At 63.1% G+C, this 17,364-nt stretch carries 17 protein-coding genes and 1 pseudogene; 12 read left to right on the forward strand and 6 right to left on the reverse strand.

The window, feature by feature from the left end:
* On the forward strand, positions 1–747 hold the full coding sequence (locus ACIOAU_RS03880) for a dienelactone hydrolase family protein (RefSeq protein ID WP_101318164.1): 747 nt from the start codon (positions 1–3) through the stop codon (positions 745–747).
* On the opposite strand, the gene ACIOAU_RS03885 is transcribed toward ACIOAU_RS03880, so the two are convergent.
* Positions 736–1,599, reverse strand: coding sequence for a pirin family protein (locus ACIOAU_RS03885; protein ID WP_401180058.1), 864 nt, complete (start codon positions 1,597–1,599; stop codon positions 736–738). The genes ACIOAU_RS03880 and ACIOAU_RS03885 overlap by 12 nt on opposite strands.
* A gap of 114 nt (positions 1,600–1,713) precedes the next feature.
* Here ACIOAU_RS03885 and ACIOAU_RS03890 point away from each other — a divergent pair, with 114 nt between their 5' ends.
* The gene (locus ACIOAU_RS03890; protein ID WP_401180061.1) at positions 1,714–2,718 is read left to right on the forward strand and encodes an amidohydrolase family protein; all 1,005 of its coding nucleotides are present in this window, start codon (positions 1,714–1,716) and stop codon (positions 2,716–2,718) included.
* A 77-nt stretch (positions 2,719–2,795) separates the two neighbouring features.
* Here ACIOAU_RS03890 and fabB read toward each other — a convergent pair whose 3' ends face one another.
* From fabB to ACIOAU_RS03915, 5 genes and pseudogenes are all read right to left on the reverse strand, one after another.
* Positions 2,796–4,016, reverse strand: a complete 1,221-nt coding sequence (gene fabB, locus ACIOAU_RS03895; RefSeq protein WP_101318171.1) for a beta-ketoacyl-ACP synthase I — start codon at positions 4,014–4,016, stop codon at positions 2,796–2,798.
* An 11-nt stretch (positions 4,017–4,027) separates the two neighbouring features.
* Complete coding sequence (fabA, locus tag ACIOAU_RS03900; protein ID WP_101318173.1) at positions 4,028–4,543, reverse strand: 3-hydroxyacyl-[acyl-carrier-protein] dehydratase FabA; 516 nt, start codon at positions 4,541–4,543, stop codon at positions 4,028–4,030.
* 227 nt (positions 4,544–4,770) lie between these two features.
* Positions 4,771–6,279, reverse strand: a pseudogene (locus tag ACIOAU_RS03905) (ATP-binding protein); the annotation flags it as partial.
* The gene (locus ACIOAU_RS03910; RefSeq protein WP_188035669.1) at positions 6,276–7,166 is read right to left on the reverse strand and encodes an ABC transporter substrate-binding protein; all 891 of its coding nucleotides are present in this window, start codon (positions 7,164–7,166) and stop codon (positions 6,276–6,278) included. The pseudogene ACIOAU_RS03905 and the gene ACIOAU_RS03910, both read right to left, overlap by 4 nt.
* Positions 7,166–9,280, reverse strand: a complete 2,115-nt coding sequence (locus ACIOAU_RS03915; RefSeq protein WP_401180064.1) for a TonB-dependent receptor plug domain-containing protein — start codon at positions 9,278–9,280, stop codon at positions 7,166–7,168. Before ACIOAU_RS03915 ends, ACIOAU_RS03910 begins: the two co-directional genes overlap by 1 nt.
* A 186-nt stretch (positions 9,281–9,466) precedes the next feature.
* Between ACIOAU_RS03915 and ACIOAU_RS03920 the strand changes: the two genes are divergently transcribed.
* The 10 genes from ACIOAU_RS03920 (at position 9,467) to kdpA (ending at position 17,363) form a co-directional block, all read left to right on the forward strand.
* On the forward strand, positions 9,467–10,492 hold the full coding sequence (locus ACIOAU_RS03920) for an NAD(P)H-dependent glycerol-3-phosphate dehydrogenase (RefSeq protein WP_150569687.1): 1,026 nt from the start codon (positions 9,467–9,469) through the stop codon (positions 10,490–10,492).
* 26 nt (positions 10,493–10,518) lie between these two features.
* Complete coding sequence (locus ACIOAU_RS03925; protein ID WP_401180067.1) at positions 10,519–10,866, forward strand: DUF4389 domain-containing protein; 348 nt, start codon at positions 10,519–10,521, stop codon at positions 10,864–10,866.
* Positions 10,863–11,321: a phosphohistidine phosphatase SixA gene (gene sixA / locus ACIOAU_RS03930; protein ID WP_220633346.1), complete on the forward strand. Its 459-nt coding sequence runs from the start codon at positions 10,863–10,865 to the stop codon at positions 11,319–11,321. Before ACIOAU_RS03925 ends, sixA begins: the two co-directional genes overlap by 4 nt.
* 96 nt (positions 11,322–11,417) lie before the next feature.
* Positions 11,418–11,759: a hypothetical protein gene (locus ACIOAU_RS03935; protein WP_101318185.1), complete on the forward strand. Its 342-nt coding sequence runs from the start codon at positions 11,418–11,420 to the stop codon at positions 11,757–11,759.
* Between the two features lie 102 nt (positions 11,760–11,861).
* Positions 11,862–12,650, forward strand: coding sequence for an alpha/beta fold hydrolase (locus ACIOAU_RS03940; protein ID WP_188035672.1), 789 nt, complete (start codon positions 11,862–11,864; stop codon positions 12,648–12,650).
* On the forward strand, positions 12,647–13,501 hold the full coding sequence (locus tag ACIOAU_RS03945; RefSeq protein ID WP_401180072.1) for an alpha/beta hydrolase: 855 nt from the start codon (positions 12,647–12,649) through the stop codon (positions 13,499–13,501). The genes ACIOAU_RS03940 and ACIOAU_RS03945 overlap by 4 nt, the downstream gene beginning before the upstream one ends.
* Positions 13,502–13,610: 109 nt before the next feature.
* Positions 13,611–14,393, forward strand: a complete 783-nt coding sequence (locus ACIOAU_RS03950; protein WP_101318191.1) for a DUF4892 domain-containing protein — start codon at positions 13,611–13,613, stop codon at positions 14,391–14,393.
* Between the two features lie 12 nt (positions 14,394–14,405).
* A complete protein-coding gene (locus tag ACIOAU_RS03955; protein ID WP_101322976.1) occupies positions 14,406–15,455 on the forward strand; it encodes an AI-2E family transporter in 1,050 nt (349 codons plus the stop codon).
* A gap of 114 nt (positions 15,456–15,569) precedes the next feature.
* The gene (gene kdpF / locus ACIOAU_RS03960) at positions 15,570–15,659 is read left to right on the forward strand and encodes a K(+)-transporting ATPase subunit F (protein ID WP_101318193.1); all 90 of its coding nucleotides are present in this window, start codon (positions 15,570–15,572) and stop codon (positions 15,657–15,659) included.
* 9 nt (positions 15,660–15,668) lie between these two features.
* A complete protein-coding gene (gene kdpA, locus ACIOAU_RS03965; RefSeq protein WP_401180076.1) occupies positions 15,669–17,363 on the forward strand; it encodes a potassium-transporting ATPase subunit KdpA in 1,695 nt (564 codons plus the stop codon).
* Position 17,364: the final 1 nt, after the last annotated feature.

Here is a 17,364-nt window from a genome sequence, read left to right on the forward strand (position 1 = left end):
ATGAGCAAAGCAATCGTCGAATCGTTGGTCTATCACCACGCCGGCAAGGCTTACGAGAGCCGCTTGGTATACGCCCCAGGCGCAGAAGCAAAACCTGCTCTGCTGATGGCGCCGAACTGGATGGGCATCGGCGAAGGTGCCGAGCGCATTGCCAGGGAAGTCGCCGAGAAGGGCTATGTGGTGCTGATCGCCGACCTCTATGGACAGTCGGTGCGGCCGACCAATGCAGATGAAGCGGGCGCCGCCATGATGCCGCTGAAAAACGATCGTGGTGAGCTGCGCAAGCGCATGCATGCCGCCCTGGCCCAGTTGCTGGGGCAGTCCAGGGCGCTGCTGGCGCCGGGCAAGGTGGCGGCGTTCGGCTTCTGTTTTGGTGGTTGCTGTGCACTGGAGCTGGCCCGCAGTGGCGCTGATCTGAAAGCCACTGTCTCCTTCCACGGCACCCTCGACACACCTGATAGCGCCGATGCCGGCAACATCAAAGGTTCGGTACTGGTGCTGCACGGCGCCAGCGATCCACTGGTACCCCGCGAGCAGCTACCTGCCTTCGAGCAGGAAATGAACGCGGCCAAGGTCGATTGGCAACTGGTCAGCTACGGCGGTGCGGTGCATTCGTTCACCGACCCGGCGGCAAACGTACCGGGCAAGATGCAGTTTGACTGGCGCACCTCGCAGCGCGCGTTCAAGGCCATGCACAATCTGCTCGAAGAAGTGTTCAAACCGGATCCTGCTTCGCTAGCGGGGTAACTCGATCCGCTGGGTTTCTCCGGCTACCACTGGCCATTGCCCGGCTGCCCAGTTGGCCCGCGCCTGTTCGATCAGTGCCGGGTCGCTGGCAACAAAGTTCCAGTTCATCCGCCGCGGCCCATCCAGCGGCGCGCCGCCGATCAGTGCCAGTTGGCATTCACCTTGCGCGTACAGCGTCAGTTCCTCGCCTTCTGGCAGCACCAGCAAGCTGTGCGGCTCGACCGGCTCATCATCGAGTAACACCTCGCCCTCCAGCAGATACAGCGCACGCTGGGTATGTTCAGTGGGGATCAGCAGGCTGGTTGCCGGTTGCATGCCGATGTGCGCGTACAGGGTAGGGGAAAGCACCGGTACCGGCGATTCAAGGCAAAAGCCTTGACCGGCAATCAGACAGATACGCACCCCCAGGGTGTCGCTGACCGGCAAGCTCGCTGCGCAGTGATGGCTGTAACTGGGCAGTGCCTGCTCGTGTTCACGCGGCGCAGCCAGCCACACCTGCAGCCCATGCAGGCGTGAGCCGCTTGCGACCAGCTCGGCCGGCGTGCGCTCGACATGGGCCACGCCACGACCGGCGCTCATCCAGCTGACCTCGCCAGGCCGCACACGTTGATCAGAGCCAATGCTGTCCTTGTGCAGCAGTTCGCCTTCGAACAGGTAGGTCAGGGTCGCCAGGCCGATGTGTGGATGTTGGTGGATGTCCATGCCACTGCCCGCAGCGTAGTCGGTTGCCAGCATATGGTCGAAGAACACGAACGGGCCGACGCTGCGGCACTGCGCCGAGGGTAGCGGCCGCAGAATGGGCTGGCCTGCGATGGCTTCGGCGCGTGGGCGGATGATCAACGGGCGGCTCATGCATGGCTCCAGGCACAGGGCTGAGGCTGCAAGCATAGCGGTTTGCCAGCCATTGCTGAACCGTGGCCACCAGGCGCGGGTCTACTCTGTTCGAATCAGCTCAAGGAAACTGCCATGATCGCCAGAGCACTGGCTGCGGTGCTGGTCTCGGGCCTGCTGTGCCACGCGGCGCAGGCGCGCGACTACCGCTACAGCGATGCCCATCTGCATTACGTCGACTTTTTCCAGGAATCCGAGGGCATGCCGGCCCTGCTTGCGGCGATGGACGATGCCGGTATCGACCAGTCGATGATTTCCGGGGTGTCAGTGGCGAAGAAGTGGCACGAGGACGAACCCAAGCGCCCGCGCTACTACGCCGGTGATGATGCCGATGCCTACTGGTACAGCGCCACTGACGTCTATGTGGCGGCCGCATTGGAAAAGCTGCCGGCCGAACAGCGCAAGCGCTTCCATCCATTCCTGACCGGCTTCAATCCGGTCGACAAGAATGCAGCCAGCCACATCGAGCGTATGCTCGAGCTGTACCCGGGAATGTGGCAGGGCATCGGCGAGGTGTTCACCCGCCATGACGACCTTACTGCGCTGACCAGCGGCGATACGCCGAGGGCCAACAACGAGGCCATGACACGGATTTATCACCTGGCCGCAGAACGTGACCTGCCCGTGCTGATCCACTCCAACATCACCTCCAAGCGCGAGCGCAACCCACTGTACCTGGCCGAGCTGGAAGAGCCCCTGCGCAACCATCCGCACACACGATTCATCTGGGCGCATGCCGGTACCAGCATGGAGATTCATCGCCATCAGACGCAGATGGACTTTCTCTTGCCGGTAGTAACGCGATTGTTGAAGGACTATCCGAACCTGTACATCGACTTGTCCTGGAGTGTGCTCGAGCCGTATCTGCTCGACGATGCAGGCAAGCCGCGCAAGGCCTGGGTCGAGTTGGTCGAGCAGTACCCTGACCGGTTCATGTTGGGTTCGGATGTGGTTGGTCGGTTCGACAGCCTGGGCAAGGAGCTGCATGGCTTCGATCCATTCCTGGATGCCTTGAGCGAAGAGGTGGCGCACAAGGTGGCGCGGGACAACTTCCTGGCGGTGCTGCCCAAGGAGCACTGAGCCGCGCCAGGCAACGCAAACGCCGAAAACAAAACGCCCCGAACCAGTCGGGGCGTTTTCAGTGCAGCAGTCAGGCTTTATTTGCCTTCCCAGCGCTTGAGCACCAGGGTGGCGTTGGTGCCGCCGAAGCCGAAGCTGTTGCTCATGACGGTGTCGATCTTCGCGTTTTCGATGGTTTCACGCTGGATCGGCAGGTCAGCAACTTCCGGGTCCAGCTCATCGATGTTGGCGGAGCCGGCGATGAAGTTGTTTTCCATCATCAGCAGGCAGTAGATCGCCTCGTGCACGCCAGCGGCGCCCAGCGAGTGGCCGGACAGGCTCTTGGTCGAGCTGATCTTCGGTGCCTTGTCCTTGAACACTTCACGCACACCTTTCATCTCGGCGACGTCGCCGACCGGAGTCGAGGTGCCGTGAGTGTTGAGGTAGTCGATTGGTGTATCAACGGTCGACAGCGCCTGCTGCATGCAGCGGATCGCGCCTTCGCCGCTCGGAGCGACCATGTCGTAACCGTCGGAGGTTGCACCGTAGCCGACGATTTCAGCGTAGATCTTGGCACCGCGGGCGAGGGCGTGTTCCAGCTCTTCGACCACGACCATGCCGCCGCCGCCAGCGATGACGAAACCGTCACGGTCAGCGTCGTAGGCGCGCGAAGCCAGCTCAGGCGTTTCGTTGCGCTTGGTCGACAGGGCGCCCATGGCATCGAACAGGAACGACTGGCTCCAGTGCTCTTCTTCACCGCCACCGGCAAAGACGATGTCCTGCTTGCCCCACTGGATCTGCTCCAGAGCGGTACCGATGCAGTGTGCACTGGTGGCGCAGGCCGACGAGATCGAGTAGTTGATACCCTTGATCTTGAACGGCGTGGCCAGGCACGCGGAAACGGTGCTGCCCATGGTGCGGGTAACCCGGTACGGACCGACGCGCTTGACGCCTTTCTCGCGCAGGGTGTCCAGCGCTTCCATCTGGTTCAGGGTCGATGCGCCGCCGGAGCCTGCTACCAGGCCGGTGCGTGGGTTGGAAACCTGCTCTTCGCTCAACCCCGAATCCTTGATCGCGTCCTGCATCGCCAGGTAGGCGTAGGCAGCGGCGTGACCGACGAAGCGGAACACCTTGCGGTCGATCAGTTCTTCGAGGTTCAGGTCGATGGAGCCGGAAACCTGGCTGCGCAGCCCCATTTCCTTGTATTCCGGGTTGAAACGAATGCCCGGACGGCTCTTGCGCAGGTTTTCGGTGACGGTCTCTTTGTCATTGCCCAGGCACGATACGATGCCCAGACCAGTGATAACGACGCGGCGCATGCGAATAACCCTTAGAAATTGTCAGTGGAGGTGAACACGCCGACCCGGAGGGCTTCGGCCGTGTAGATCTCGCGGCCGTCGACACTGACCGAGCCATCGGCGATGGCCATGTTCAGCTTGCCTTTCAGGACGCGCTTGATATGAATGTTGTAGGTGACTTTCTTCGCAGTAGGCAACACCTGGCCGAAGAATTTCACTTCGCCAGAGCCCAGTGCGCGACCGCGACCCGGCAAGCCCTGCCAGCCGAGGAAGAAGCCGACCAGCTGCCACATGGCATCGAGGCCCAGGCAGCCCGGCATGACCGGATCACCTTCGAAGTGGCAGGCAAAGAACCACAGGTCTGGAGTGATATCCAGCTCAGCGACCAATTCACCTTTGCCGAACTTGCCGCCTTCCTCGCTGATATGCGTGATGCGATCAACCATCAACATGTTGGGGGCGGGCAGTTGCGCGTTACCTGGGCCGAACAGCTCACCGCGACTGCAGCGCAGCAGGTCTTCCCGAGTAAAGGCGTTTTGTTTGGTCATGCGAGCTCCTCAATAATCCCCATGCGGCAGGGGATGAATCTTCCCGGCCATCCCTGAGCACCAAAGGGCTCAAGGCGGCAGCCTACAGATAGACTATTGCGTTGTGGTGAAAGTCACAGTGATCCTGGTAAATGAGTACAGGTGTTCACTGAAACCGGTATTTTCAGGCCCAGCGGCGCGCCTGTCCAGCATTAAGACTGCCGCACTTTAACATTTATCGCCAGTCACGGCTGTCTGGCCGGGTGGCTCGCGGCCGCAAGCGTCAGCGGTATTTCCAGGGTGAACGTCGAGCCCCGCCCCGCGCGGCTCTGTGCGTGCAGGCGGCCGCCCATGCGCTCTGCCAGGGTTCGCGCGATGGCCAACCCCAACCCCGTGCCGCCGTAGCGGCGCGAGATCGAACTGTCGGCCTGCTGGAAGGCAACGAACATGCTTTCCAGATGCTGGTCGTCGATGCCGATGCCGGTGTCGCGAACCGCGCAGGTGAACCATAGCCCACCCGTATCGGCCAATTGCCAGCGCGGCTCGATTTCGACCCTGCCTTGCTCGGTAAATTTCAATGCATTGCCAATCAGGTTGAGCAGGATTTGGCGAATCCGCGTCGGGTCGCCATAGACGCGCATGTGCTCGGCGCCAGCGGGCAACTGCAGGTGCAAGCCCAGGCCACGCTGCTGGGCGCTGTGCTGGAAGGCTTGCACACTGCTGGTGATCAGTTCGCCAAGGCTGAATTCGATGTGTTCCAGCTCAAGCTGGGTGCGCTCGATACGCGAGAAATCGAGGATGTCGTTGATGACTTTGAGCAGATGCCCGGTCGATTCACTGGCGACAGAGGTGTACTCGGCCTGCTCGACGGTCATCTGGGTGGTTTCCAGTAACTGCAACATGCCGAGCACGCCGTTCATCGGTGTGCGCAACTCGTGGCTCATCATCGCTAGAAAGTCCGACTTGGCGCGGTTGGCCTGTTCGGCTTCCTCGCGCGCCTGGGTCAGTTGCGCGATTGCCTGACGCTGCTCCTGGCTGGCCTGCTCAAGGGCGCTGGCGAGGTTGTTGATGTGCCGCGCCAGGTTGCCCAGTTCGTTGTCATCGACCACCGGCACCGGGGTATTGAAGGTGCCTTGCTGAATCGCCTTGACGGCAAGCCCCATGTCGCTGATCGGCTCGGCCAGGCTGCGTGCCAGGCGCCGCGCCACCAGGAACGTGAAGAGCAGGGCAAACAGGGCGAGGATGCCGGCCTTGATCACAATCTCCTGCTGGCGCTGGTTGAAGGCATCGTCCGACATGCCGACGATGACCCGGCCCAGGTAATCATCGGTGATGCCCGGCAAGGTGGTCTTGGTGGGTGGCAGGAAGTCACTGTCCAGGCGGATCTGCTGCAGACGGATCGGCGCCTGGAACACCTCGACCCGCTGTGCGCGGTTGGCGCTCTCATCGGCCTGCTCGACATACACCAGAATATTGTTGCGGCCATCCTGAACCTCGAGGAAGCGCACATGGGGGATGCTCAAAGTGGCGCGCATCAGGCTGTCGAGCACTTCATTGTTGCCTGAGATAACCCCGTATTCGGAAGCCGGGGCCAGCTGATTGGCGATCAGTTGCCCGGTGTGATTTAGCTCCTGACGCAAATCCTGAATGCGCACGAAGGTGAAGAAGCTGATCAGCAGCAGCGTCAGCAGCAGGGCCGGCCCCAGGCTGATGATCTGGGTGCGGGTATGGATATCCCAGCTCAGGCGTTTACTCATGGGGTGGACTCTCCTGCGGCCAGGGCCAGTGCGGCGGCCTGCGGGTCGATCGGTTCGAGGCCCAGCGCGCGCGCCACCTGTTGGTTGCCGCTGACGCCGAAATGGACAGGGTACAAGCTGCGTGGCCAGCGAGCTGGCGGCTGATCGAGCAATTGGTCGAGCACTGCCAGCCAGTCGTCCTGGTCGCTATAGGTGCTGGCCAAGGCGCCGGCACGGACAAAACCGGCGTTGGGGCCGATCAGCGCCATTTGCCGGCCGTAGCTACTGAGCAAGACGTTTTTCGCGGTCTTGGCGTTATACAGATCAGGGTCATCCAGGCCGAGCAGTACGTCGCTGTCAGCCAGCACTTGCTGTAGCGGGCGGCTGTCGCGCAGGTCTGGCCAGGGCTGGGCAACGATCTCAAGCCCCAGCGGCCGTGCGGCCTGGCGCAACTCATTGAGCAAAAAGTGGCTGTGCTGGCCATAGAGCACGCCGATTCGTCGTGCCTGCGGCATCAGCAAGCGGGTCAGGCGCAACTGCCGGGCCAACGGCGGATCGTTCCAGAGCAGGCTCAGGTAGCCCGGGCGATCTGCCCCCAGCAGATGTTCGGCCTCGACGCGGCTGACCCGCATGAGCAATGCGCGCGGCCCGGCGGATTCGCTCATGCGCCATTGCAGCGCGGCGCGGTCGAGCAGGATCAGGCGCAGGTCACGCGGCAGTTGGCTGGGGGGCGGCAAGCTTGAGACGGGTTGGAAGTGCACCTGATCATTGCCACGGCGAACTTGCAGTGCCTGGGCGAAGCTGCGCATTCCAGCCTGGTCGCTGGCGCCGACCACCAGCACCTCATTGGCCGACAGTGTCGCCAGTGGCCACAGGCAGATCAGCAGCAGACCGAGCAAGCGCGCCATCAGAACTCCAGCTCCGCGCTGACGCTCAGGCGCTGACGACTGTCGTAGCGGTTCTGCGCGAGGGTGATCGGTTCATCGTCCAGACGCTGCTGCCACAGCGCGGCCAGCTCAAGGTTGCTGCGCCGAATGCGCAAGCGCTTGGCCAGGCGCAGGTCAACCCGCTCATAGCGATACTGGTTAAGCGCGTCATCGCCGTAGTAGAACAGCGCACTCGACCAGCCATCGCCCCAGTCGCGCAACCAGCCGGCAGAGCCGCTATTGCGCGCACTGGCTTCGCTGTCGTTGCGGTTGCTGGCCCAGGCGTCGACATAAGCGTAGGTCAGGCGCAGCCGGTCACGCTGGCCAAGGTGCCAATCGAGTTGCAGCTCACTGCCGCTGAAACGGGCCTTGTTGCTGTTGCTGGCGATGTACTGGTTATTGCGCAGCGGCTCGCTGATCATGCCGCTGATTTCGTCGTAGAAGACCTTCAGGTCAAGGTTCAGACCGATTTCGCTGAAGCTGCCGTTGTAGCCCAGTTCACGCGAGCGCATCCGCTCCTGATCGAGATCGCCCGGGCCGCGGGTCTTGACGAAGTACTCGCCCCTGCCCAGGCCAGGCTGATAGGGGCTGAGGTTATTGACCGTATAGCTCCAGTTGACGTTGTTCTCGAACATGTCGGGTGAGCGCACTGCTTCGGAATACACCGCGCGCAGGCCATGACGCGGGGTGATCAGGTAGTTGACCGCCAGGCGCGGCGTCAGCGAGCTGCCGGACAGGCGGCTGTCCTCGAACATGGTTCCGCCCTGGATGATCCAGTGCTCGTCGGCGCGCCATTCCAGCTGGCCGAACAGGCGCCAGGTGTGGTCGCTCAGGGTGCCATTGAAATAGGTCTGCGAGTCAGCCTGGTCATAGCGAAAGTTGGCGCCGCTGAGCAGGCGCAGGTTGTCGGTCAGGCTCAGGGTGTCCTGGATTTCCAGGTCGTAGCGGGTTTCCCGGGTGCTTTGGTCGACATCACCGCACACGACCTGGCTGCCGCCCTGGCTGTCCCACTGGGTCTTGACCTGATCGCGCAGTGCCTGCAGCGCAGGATTGTTGTTGGCCGGCGGGTTGACGATGTTGCGGGCGACCTGCTCGGCGTAGTTCGAGTCGAGCTGCCACAGTCGAGTCAGGGCTGGGCTGAACGACAATGCCGCATCGCAGGCACGCCACACTTGCTGGCGGTCGAAGTGCTGCGCCGAGCCCTGTACATAGAGACTGTGCTGGTCATTGAAATCAATGTTCCAGCGCAGCGAGCCAGCGTAGTCCTTGGCCTTGACGTCTGCATTGTTGCCACGGGCGGTGACGTAGGGAAACACCGGCTGATAGGTGTAGGGGCGCTGATTGCTGCCTTCCTTGGCCGCCAGTTGCCACTCCAGCGTCTGGTTGCTCGCCAACTGCTGCAGCACGCTCAGGTTGATCCGGTTGAGCCGGCGGCTGTCGCGGTAGTCAGCGCCCGACTGGTCGTGATCGAAGCCGTCATCCTCCTGGCCGGACATTGACAGACGCAGGTCGCCGCCCTCCCAGCCCAAGCCCTGGCTGGCGTAAAAGTCGTTGACGCCATCCGCCCCGCGGCTCAGCTTGAGGCGCGTGCCCTGGCTGTCGGCAGGGCTTCGGGTGAGGATGTTGACCACCGCCATCAGGGCATTGGCGCCATAACTGACCGTGTTTGGCCCGCGAAACACCTCGATCCGCTCAATATCCTCAAGTGCTACCGGGATATCGCTCCAGTCGACGGTGGCCAGGCCTGCGCGGTACACCGAGCGGCCGTCGATCAGCACCTGCATGCGCCGCGCCTCGCTGACGTTGCTGCCATGGTAGTTGACCGTCGGCTGGTTGCTGGCGCCGTAGCCGATCATCATGCCCGGCACCAGCCGCAACAGCTCGGGGATGTCGCGGGCGCCGCTGGCGCGGATCAACTGGCTGTCGAGCACAGTCATGCTGCCCGGTACGCCGGCTGCAGATTGTTTAAGTCGGGTGGCGGTGAGAACTTGCGGCAGGTCCTGGTTGTCAATAAACAGGTCGTCGGCCACAGCTGGCCCGCCAAGCAGGGCAGTCAGTAATAGCAGGCGAGGGAAGGGCGGCGTGCCAGACAACACGTTACAGCCTTGTTTCAGCAGGAAACGCGCATGTTAACCGACCGCAGAGGTTTTTCCAGCAGCCCCATCCATGCTGGCTACGCCGTCGAGCGAGTAACAGGCTGACACCGCGTGCCTCTGGTTATGCCGCATCTGGCCCGTATAATGCGCCCGTCGCCACTCAACTTTGGCTTTAACGGACTGGATATGACTGAACAGCAACCTGTTGCAGTTCTTGGAGGCGGCAGCTTCGGCACCGCCGTGGCCAACCTGCTGGCCGAAAACGGCAACCCTGTGCGCCAGTGGATGCGCGATCCGGACCAGGCGCAGGCGATGCGCGTCAACCGCGAAAACCCGCGCTACCTCAAAGGTATCCGCTTGCAGGACGGCGTCGAGCCGGTCAATGACCTGCTGGCCACCCTGCAAGCTGCACAACTGATTTTTGTTGCGCTGCCATCCAGCGCCTTGCGCAGCGTCCTGGCGCCGCATGCCGAGCTGCTGCGCGGCAAGTGCCTGGTGAGCCTGACCAAGGGCATCGAGGCGCAGAGCTTCAAGCTGATGAGCCAGATTCTCGAAGAAATCGCCCCCGAGGCGCGTATTGGGGTGCTCTCCGGGCCCAACCTTGCGCGCGAAATCGCCGAACACGCACTGACCGCCACGGTGGTCGCCAGCGAAGACGAAGCGCTGTGCCTGAGCGTGCAAGAGGTACTGCATGGGCGCACCTTCCGCGTCTATGCCAGTGCCGACCGCTTCGGTGTCGAACTGGGCGGCGCACTGAAAAACGTCTACGCGATCATTGCCGGTATGGCCGTGGCGCTGGGCATGGGTGAAAACACCAAGAGCATGCTGATCACACGCGCGCTGGCCGAAATGACTCGGTTCGCCGTCAGCCTGGGCGCCAACCCGATGACCTTCCTCGGCCTTGCCGGGGTCGGTGACCTGATCGTCACCTGCTCGTCGCCGAAAAGCCGCAACTACCAGGTCGGCTATGCGCTGGGCCAGGGTTTGTCGCTGGAAGAAGCGGTGAGCCGGCTGGGCGAAGTGGCCGAGGGCGTGAACACCATCAAGGTGCTCAAGGCCAAGGCCGATGACGCCCAGGTGTACATGCCACTGGTAGCCGGGCTGCATGCGATCCTGTTCGAAGGGCGCACCTTGAATCAGGTCATCGAACACCTGATGCGCGCGGAACCGAAAACCGACGTCGACTTCATTTCCACCAGCGGCTTCAACTAAACGCTGAGCACAGCAAGGAGCAATACATGAGCGATACCCCCGAGCGCGTGGAGCGCGAATCGATCATCCTGCGGGTGCTGTGGATGCTCGTGTTCCTGGTGGTCTGGCAGTTGGCCGAATTGCTGCTGGCCGGCCTGGTGCTGGTGCAGCTGATCTACCGTCTGGTCTACGGCGCGCCGAGTGCCAGCCTGATGAACTTTGGCGACAGCCTGAGCCAGTTTCTGGCGCAGATCGGTCGCTTTGGCACCTTTCACAGCGATCGCAAGCCGTGGCCGTTTTCCGATTGGCCAACCCCACGCGCACCCGAGGGTGAGGCGCCACACGTTGTAGAGGCCGCGCCCCATCCGGTGCGTGATGAGGAGCCCAAGCTGTGAAACTGTGGATCCTGCGTCACGGCGAAGCCGAGCCACGTGCTAATAGCGATGCCGAACGGCGCCTGACCAGCCACGGCCGCGAGCAGGTCCTGTACAGCGCAGCGCGGCTGCTGGGGCAACCACTGCAGGCGATTCTGGTGAGCCCTTACGTGCGTGCTCAGCAAACCGCTGCATTGGTGCAGGAAACCCTCGATTTTCCTCAGCCGCTGCGTACGGTGGCCTGGCTCACCCCAGAAAGCAGCGTGCGTGAAGCCATCACCGAGCTTGAACAATTGGGCTTTGAGCACGTCTTGCTGGTCAGCCACCAGCCGCTGGTAGGCGCATTGGTCGGCATGCTTGAGCACGGCCATTTGCAACAGCCGGCAGCCATGAGCACCGCCAGCCTGGCCGAGCTGGAAGGGGACTGGCCGTTGCCTGGTTTGATGTCACTGAAAGCCTTGAGTCATCCCGGCTAGCCTGCGGCAACTGGCATTTCTGCCAGTTGCCTGGGCGTTCGGCTGATTGCTAGCGTTGATCGCGTGAGAGTCGAACCGTGTAACAGGGAGTAGTGGATGAGTAGTCGACGTCTTGAATTGGTGAGCTCGGTGAGCCCACAGCGGGTGCTGGACAAACTGAACGAGCATGGCGTGCCGGACTTTGCCGAGCACCGTTTGCTGCAGGATTGCGCGGATGCCAGCTTCAATCGCCTGCTGGGCAAGTGCGAAGGCCAATATGAGCTTGAGCAACTGCGCCAGGCGAGCATTCGTATGGCGCATCTGCTGCAGACCAGCTGCCTTGCGCTGCGCCGCTCCAAGCTCGAAGAAGCGGACAAGGCCCAGGCTCGCGAGGCACTCGAGTATCAATTGGCCTACATGCAGGCGTGCCTGCGCCGGTCGATGGCCAGCTTCGATTGAACCGGCGATGACCTGAACGCCCTTGGCGATGACCTATCCGGACGTTGCCGCGGCCGCTGCGCTTGCCGACAATGGGCACTCTATTCGTGAGAGCAGGCGGCCATGTCGCAGCAAATCTTCTTCGCCCACGCCAATGGCTTCCCCTCGGCCACCTACGGCAAGCTGTTTGCTGCGCTCGCGCCGGACTATCAGGTTCAGCATCTGCTCCAGCACGGCCACGACCCGCGCTTCCCGGTCGATGACAACTGGCTAAACCTAGTCGATGAACTGCTCCACCACCTGGCACAGCAGCCAGGGCCGGTGTGGGGTGTTGGCCATTCTCTGGGCGGGGTATTGCACCTGCACGCGGCGCTGCGCTGCCCGCACTATTACCGCGGCGTGGTCATGCTCGATTCGCCAGTGTTGACCCGCGCCGATCAGTGGCTGCTGCGCACGGCCAAACGTTTTGGCTTCATCGACCGCATTACCCCGGCCGGGCGTACCCTGAACCGCCGCGCTGTGTTTGCTGATCGGGACAGTGCGCGGGGCTACTTCACTGGCAAGACGCTGTTCCGTCATTTTGACCCAGACTGCCTCGAGGCCTATCTGGAGCATGGCTTGGAAGCAGCTGAGGGCGGCCTGCGCCTGCGCTTCGATCCCGCCACCGAGATCAGCATCTATCGCAGTATCCCGCACTTGAGCCCGGCACCGGCGCGCCAACTGCAGGTGCCGCTGGCCATGGTTCGCGGCGATCGCAGCCGGGTGATCCGCCGTCATCACGCCTTTGCCGTGCGCAGCATGCCGCTGGGCGAATACCACAGCGTGCCGGGCGGGCATATGTTCCCGCTGGAGCGCCCCGCTGATACCGCCAGCTTGATCAAAGGACTGTTTGATCGTTGGGGGCAGCCATGAGCGCGCAGGTCGAGGAAATCCGGCTCAATCTGGGCCACATCGAATTGGCGGCTCATCTGTTTGGCCCGGAGAATGGCGAGCCGGTGATCGCGCTGCACGGCTGGCTGGACAATGCCAACAGCTTCGCCCGGCTGGCGCCGCTGCTGCGCGGGTTGCGTATCGTTGCGCTGGACCTGGCTGGCCATGGCTATTCAGAGCATCGCCCGGCGGGTGCCAGCTATGCGCTGGCCGATTATGCCCACGATGTCGTGCGGGTTGCCGAGCAGCTCGGCTGGCAGCGCTTTGGCCTGCTCGGCCATTCGCTGGGCGCAATCATTTCGGCGCAGCTGGCCGGAGCGCTGCCAGAGCGGATCAGTCGTTTGCTGCTGATCGACGGCGTGCTGCCGCCTACCGGCGCCGAGCAGGATGCTGCGCAGCGGCTGGGCATGGCCCTGCAGGCGCAGTTACGCCTGGACAGCAAACGCAAGTCGATCTATCCGAGCCTCGAACAAGGCATCGAGGCGCGTATGAAGGGTATGGTCGCGGTCAGCCGTGAAGCTGCCGAACTGCTCGCTCAACGCGGCCTGATGCCGGTGCCGGGCGGCTATAGCTGGCGCAGCGACAGTCGTCTGACCCTGCCGTCGCCAGCGCGCTTGAGTGAGGCGCAGGCCATGGCCTTTGTTCAGCGCATCGAATGCCCGACCTGCCTGGTGGTTGCGGCGGATGGCATGCTCGCGCGCCACACGGCGCTGCTGGAGCAGCTACCCTTCGAGCAGGTGCGCCTGCCTGGCGGTCATCACTTGCACCTGAACGACGAGCAGGGCGCGACCATTGTCGCAGACTGTATCAATCGCTTCTGCGGGTTTTCTTGACTTGCTCCGGACAAGTGCCGAGGCTTGGCAGGTTGAACAGGGAGACAACCATGGACATGCCTGACATTTACCCCCTCGCCACCCACGCCGCCAGCGGCAAGGGAGGCCGATGAGTATTCGAATTCTGGTTGCCGGCTGCCTGGGTCTTGCCAGCCCGCTGCTGTGGGCCGGCAGCCTGCCAGTGCCGCTGGACGCCAAGATAGTCGATCAGCGCCCGGCGCTGGAGCAGGAGCGGGTTTACCCCCTCGGCCCGTTGCGCAAGATCAGCGGCCGGCTGCGAGTTGACGACAAGGTCGAGAGCCGCGGCCAGGTCAGCTCCGTGACCTACCAGCTGCCCGCCGAACGCACCGCACGCGAAGCGTTTACCAGCGCCCGCGAAGCACTGCAGGAGGAGGGCGGTTATCCGCTGTTCTGGTGTGAAAAACGCGACTGCGGCGAAGCCAGCCTGTGGGCCAACGAGGTGTTCAAGAACGCCAGGCTCAACGGTGGCGATGAGCAGCAGGCGTTTATCCTGCTGCGCCGCTCGGCCGAGGAAGCCGATACGCTGGTTGCCTTGTACAGCGTCACTGCGGGTAACAAGCGGGTTTACCTGCATGTCGAGGAATTTATTGCCGAGTCGCCGCTGGGCGAGCTGCTGCCGACCTCGGCCACGGTCATGCGTGAGCTGCGCGACACCGGCAAGCTTGACTATCCTGACCTGACGGCACCGTTGCCGGCCTGGGTGACCCTGCTCGGTCGCAGCCTGAATCTGGACAGCACTTTGCGCGTCAGCCTGAGTGGCGAGCAGGCTGAAGATTGGCGCGAGCAGTTGGTCAAGATGGGCGTACGCGCTGCACGGCTGGAGGTCGGCACTGCCGAGACCGAGGGGTTGCATCTGGAATTGATTCGTTAAGTGAGTGCACCTGTGGCCAACAATGATCGCCTGCTGGTACAGATTCTGCTGTTGGCGCTGCTGGGCGCCGGCTTGTGGGTAATGGCGCCGTTCATCTCGGCACTGCTGTGGGGCGCAATCCTGGCGTTTGCCAGCTGGCCGCTGATGCGCCTGCTCACCCGTTGGCTGGGCGGACGTGAAACCCTGGCTGCGGCAGTGCTGACCACCCTGTGGATTCTGATCGTGGCGCTGCCACTGGTGTGGCTCGGCTTCAACCTGGCTGACCATATTCGCGATGCCACGGCGTTTATTCGCGATGTGCAGGTCGATGGCCTGCCCGAGGCACCGGCCTGGCTGGGCAGTATTCCGCTGGTCGGTGAGCGCCTGCTGACCTGGTGGAACTCCCTTGACCAGCAGGGTGCGGCGCTGCTGGCATCGGCCAAACCTTACTTCGGCCAGGTCGGCAACTGGCTGCTGGCGCGCAGCGCGCAAATTGGCGGCGGCGTGCTCGAGCTGTCGTTGAGCCTGGTCTTTGTATTCTTCTTCTACCGCGACGGCCCGCGGCTGGCGGCATTTGTCCTGCGCCTGCTGCAGCGGCTGATCGGCGAGCGCGCCGAGTACTACCTGGAACTGGTCGCCGGCACCGTGCAGCGCGTAGTCAACGGCGTGATCGGCACGGCGGCGGCGCAAGGCCTGCTGGCGATGATCGGTTTCCTCATCGCTGGCGTGCCGGGGGCGATTGTGCTCGGTCTGGTGACCTTCATGCTCAGCCTGATTCCGATGGGGCCGCCGCTGGCGTGGCTGCCCGCCACCGCGTGGCTGGTGTGGCAGGGGCACTACGGCATGGCAGTGTTTCTCGGTATCTGGGGCACCTTCGTCATCAGCGGCGTGGACAACGTGCTCAAACCGTACCTGATCAGCCGTGGCGGCAATCTGCCGCTGGTGATCGTGCTGCTCGGGGTATTCGGCGGCCTGATCGCGTTTGGCTTCATCGGCCTGTTCATCGGCCCGACCCTGCTCGCCGTGGCCTACAGCCTGTTGCTGGACTGGAGCCGCAGCACTCAGCCGAGCGTGCAACCCTAGCAGGCTTTACGCTTTCTTTATGCGCTGAACCAGCGCTCGCTCTCGTTCCTTTACGGCCATCCCCCGGACAATCCTTGCAAAGCGGCCCACGCCGCATTCCGGGGAGATTGGCTCATGTACATGCTTGAAGGCGTGTCACTGCTCTTGGCAGTGGCGTTGGCGGTTTACCTGCTGGTCGCGCTGTTGCGCGCCGACCACAGCTAGGGAGCGGCCATGCACAGTTATGATTTCGCCTTGCTGCTGGCGTTTTTTGCCATCGTGCTGCTGCCCGCGCCTCGGCTCGGGCGCTTCTACTACAAGGTCATGGAAGGCCAGCGCACCTGGCTGTCGCCGGCGCTCGGCCCGCTGGAGCGCGGCTGCTACCGGCTGGCGGGCGTCCAGGCCGAGCAGGAGCAGAGCTGGAAGCAGTACGCGCTGGCCCTGCTGACGTTCAACCTGGCCGGGTTTGTCCTGCTGTTCGCCGTGTTGATGCTGCAGGGTTACCTGCCACTCAATCCGCAACGGTTGCCGGGCCAGGACTGGTCATTGGCATTGAACACGGCGGTGAGCTTTGTCACCAACACCAACTGGCAGGCCTACAGTGGCGAAGCGTCGCTTAGTTACCTGAGCCAGATGCTCGGCCTGACCGTGCAGAACTTCGTCAGCGCCGCGACCGGCCTGGCCGTGCTGGTCGCGCTGTGCCGCGGGATTGCCCGGCGTTCGGCGACAACGGTCGGCAACTTCTGGGTCGACATGACCCGCGCCACCCTCTACGGCCTGTTGCCGCTGTGCCTGCTGCTGGCGCTGTTGCTGGTGTGGCAGGGCGTGCCACAGACCTTTGCCGATTACGCCCATGCCGTGACCCTGCAAGGCGCTGACCAGACTATCCCGCTCGGGCCGGCCGCAAGCCAGATCGCAATCAAGCAACTGGGCACCAATGGCGGCGGCTTCTTTGGTGTCAACTCGGCCCATCCGTTCGAAAACCCCACGGCCTGGAGCAACCTGTTCGAGCTGGCGTCGATCATCCTGATCCCGGTGGCGCTGGTGTTCACCTTCGGCCACTACGTCAAGGACCTGCGCCAGAGCCGGGCGATTCTCGCCTGCATGCTGGCGCTGTTCCTGATCGGCGGGGCTACTGCGCTGTGGGCCGAGTACCAGCCCAATCCAGCGCTGATCAGTGAGCAGGTGCAGCAGTCGGCACCGATGGAGGGCAAGGAAAGCCGCTTCGGCACCACCGGCTCGGTGCTCTGGACAGTCACCACTACCGCCGCTTCCAACGGCTCGGTCAACGCCATGCACGACAGCCTCAACCCGCTGACCGGGATGGTCGCGATGCTCAACATGATGGTCGGCGAGGTAATCTTCGGCGGCGTGGGTGCGGGCCTCTACGGCATGCTCCTGTTCGTCTTGATTGCAGTGTTTCTGGCGGGGCTGATGATCGGTCGCACGCCTGAATATCTGGGCAAGAAGCTGCAAGCGCGGGAAGTCCAACTGCTGGTGGCGACCTTGCTGGTGATGCCGCTTGGTGTGCTGGTGCTCGGCGCCCTCGCAGCCAGCCTGCCAGGCCCTGCCGGTGCTGTCAGCAACCCCGGCGCGCACGGCTTCAGTCAGCTGCTCTACGCCTACACCTCTGGCACCGCCAACAACGGTTCGGCCTTCGCCGGCTTTGGCGCCAACACGGTGTACCACAACGTCATGATCGCTTTGGCCATGCTCATTGGCCGCTTCGGCTACATCCTGCCGGTGCTGGCCCTGGCCGGCAGCCTGGCGGCGAAGAACCGCGCACCGCAAGGGCAGAACAGCTTCCCCACCCACGGCCCGCTGTTCACCGGTTTGCTGCTGGTGATCATCCTGCTGATGGGCGGCCTGACCTTCCTGCCAAGCCTGGCCCTGGGGCCGATTGCCGAACAACTGAGCCTGGGTTTCTGAG

Origin of the sequence: Pseudomonas sp. NPDC088322 (assembly GCF_044740745.1) — a bacterium.
Taxonomy (GTDB): Bacteria; Pseudomonadota; Gammaproteobacteria; order Pseudomonadales; family Pseudomonadaceae; genus Aquipseudomonas; species Aquipseudomonas shirazensis.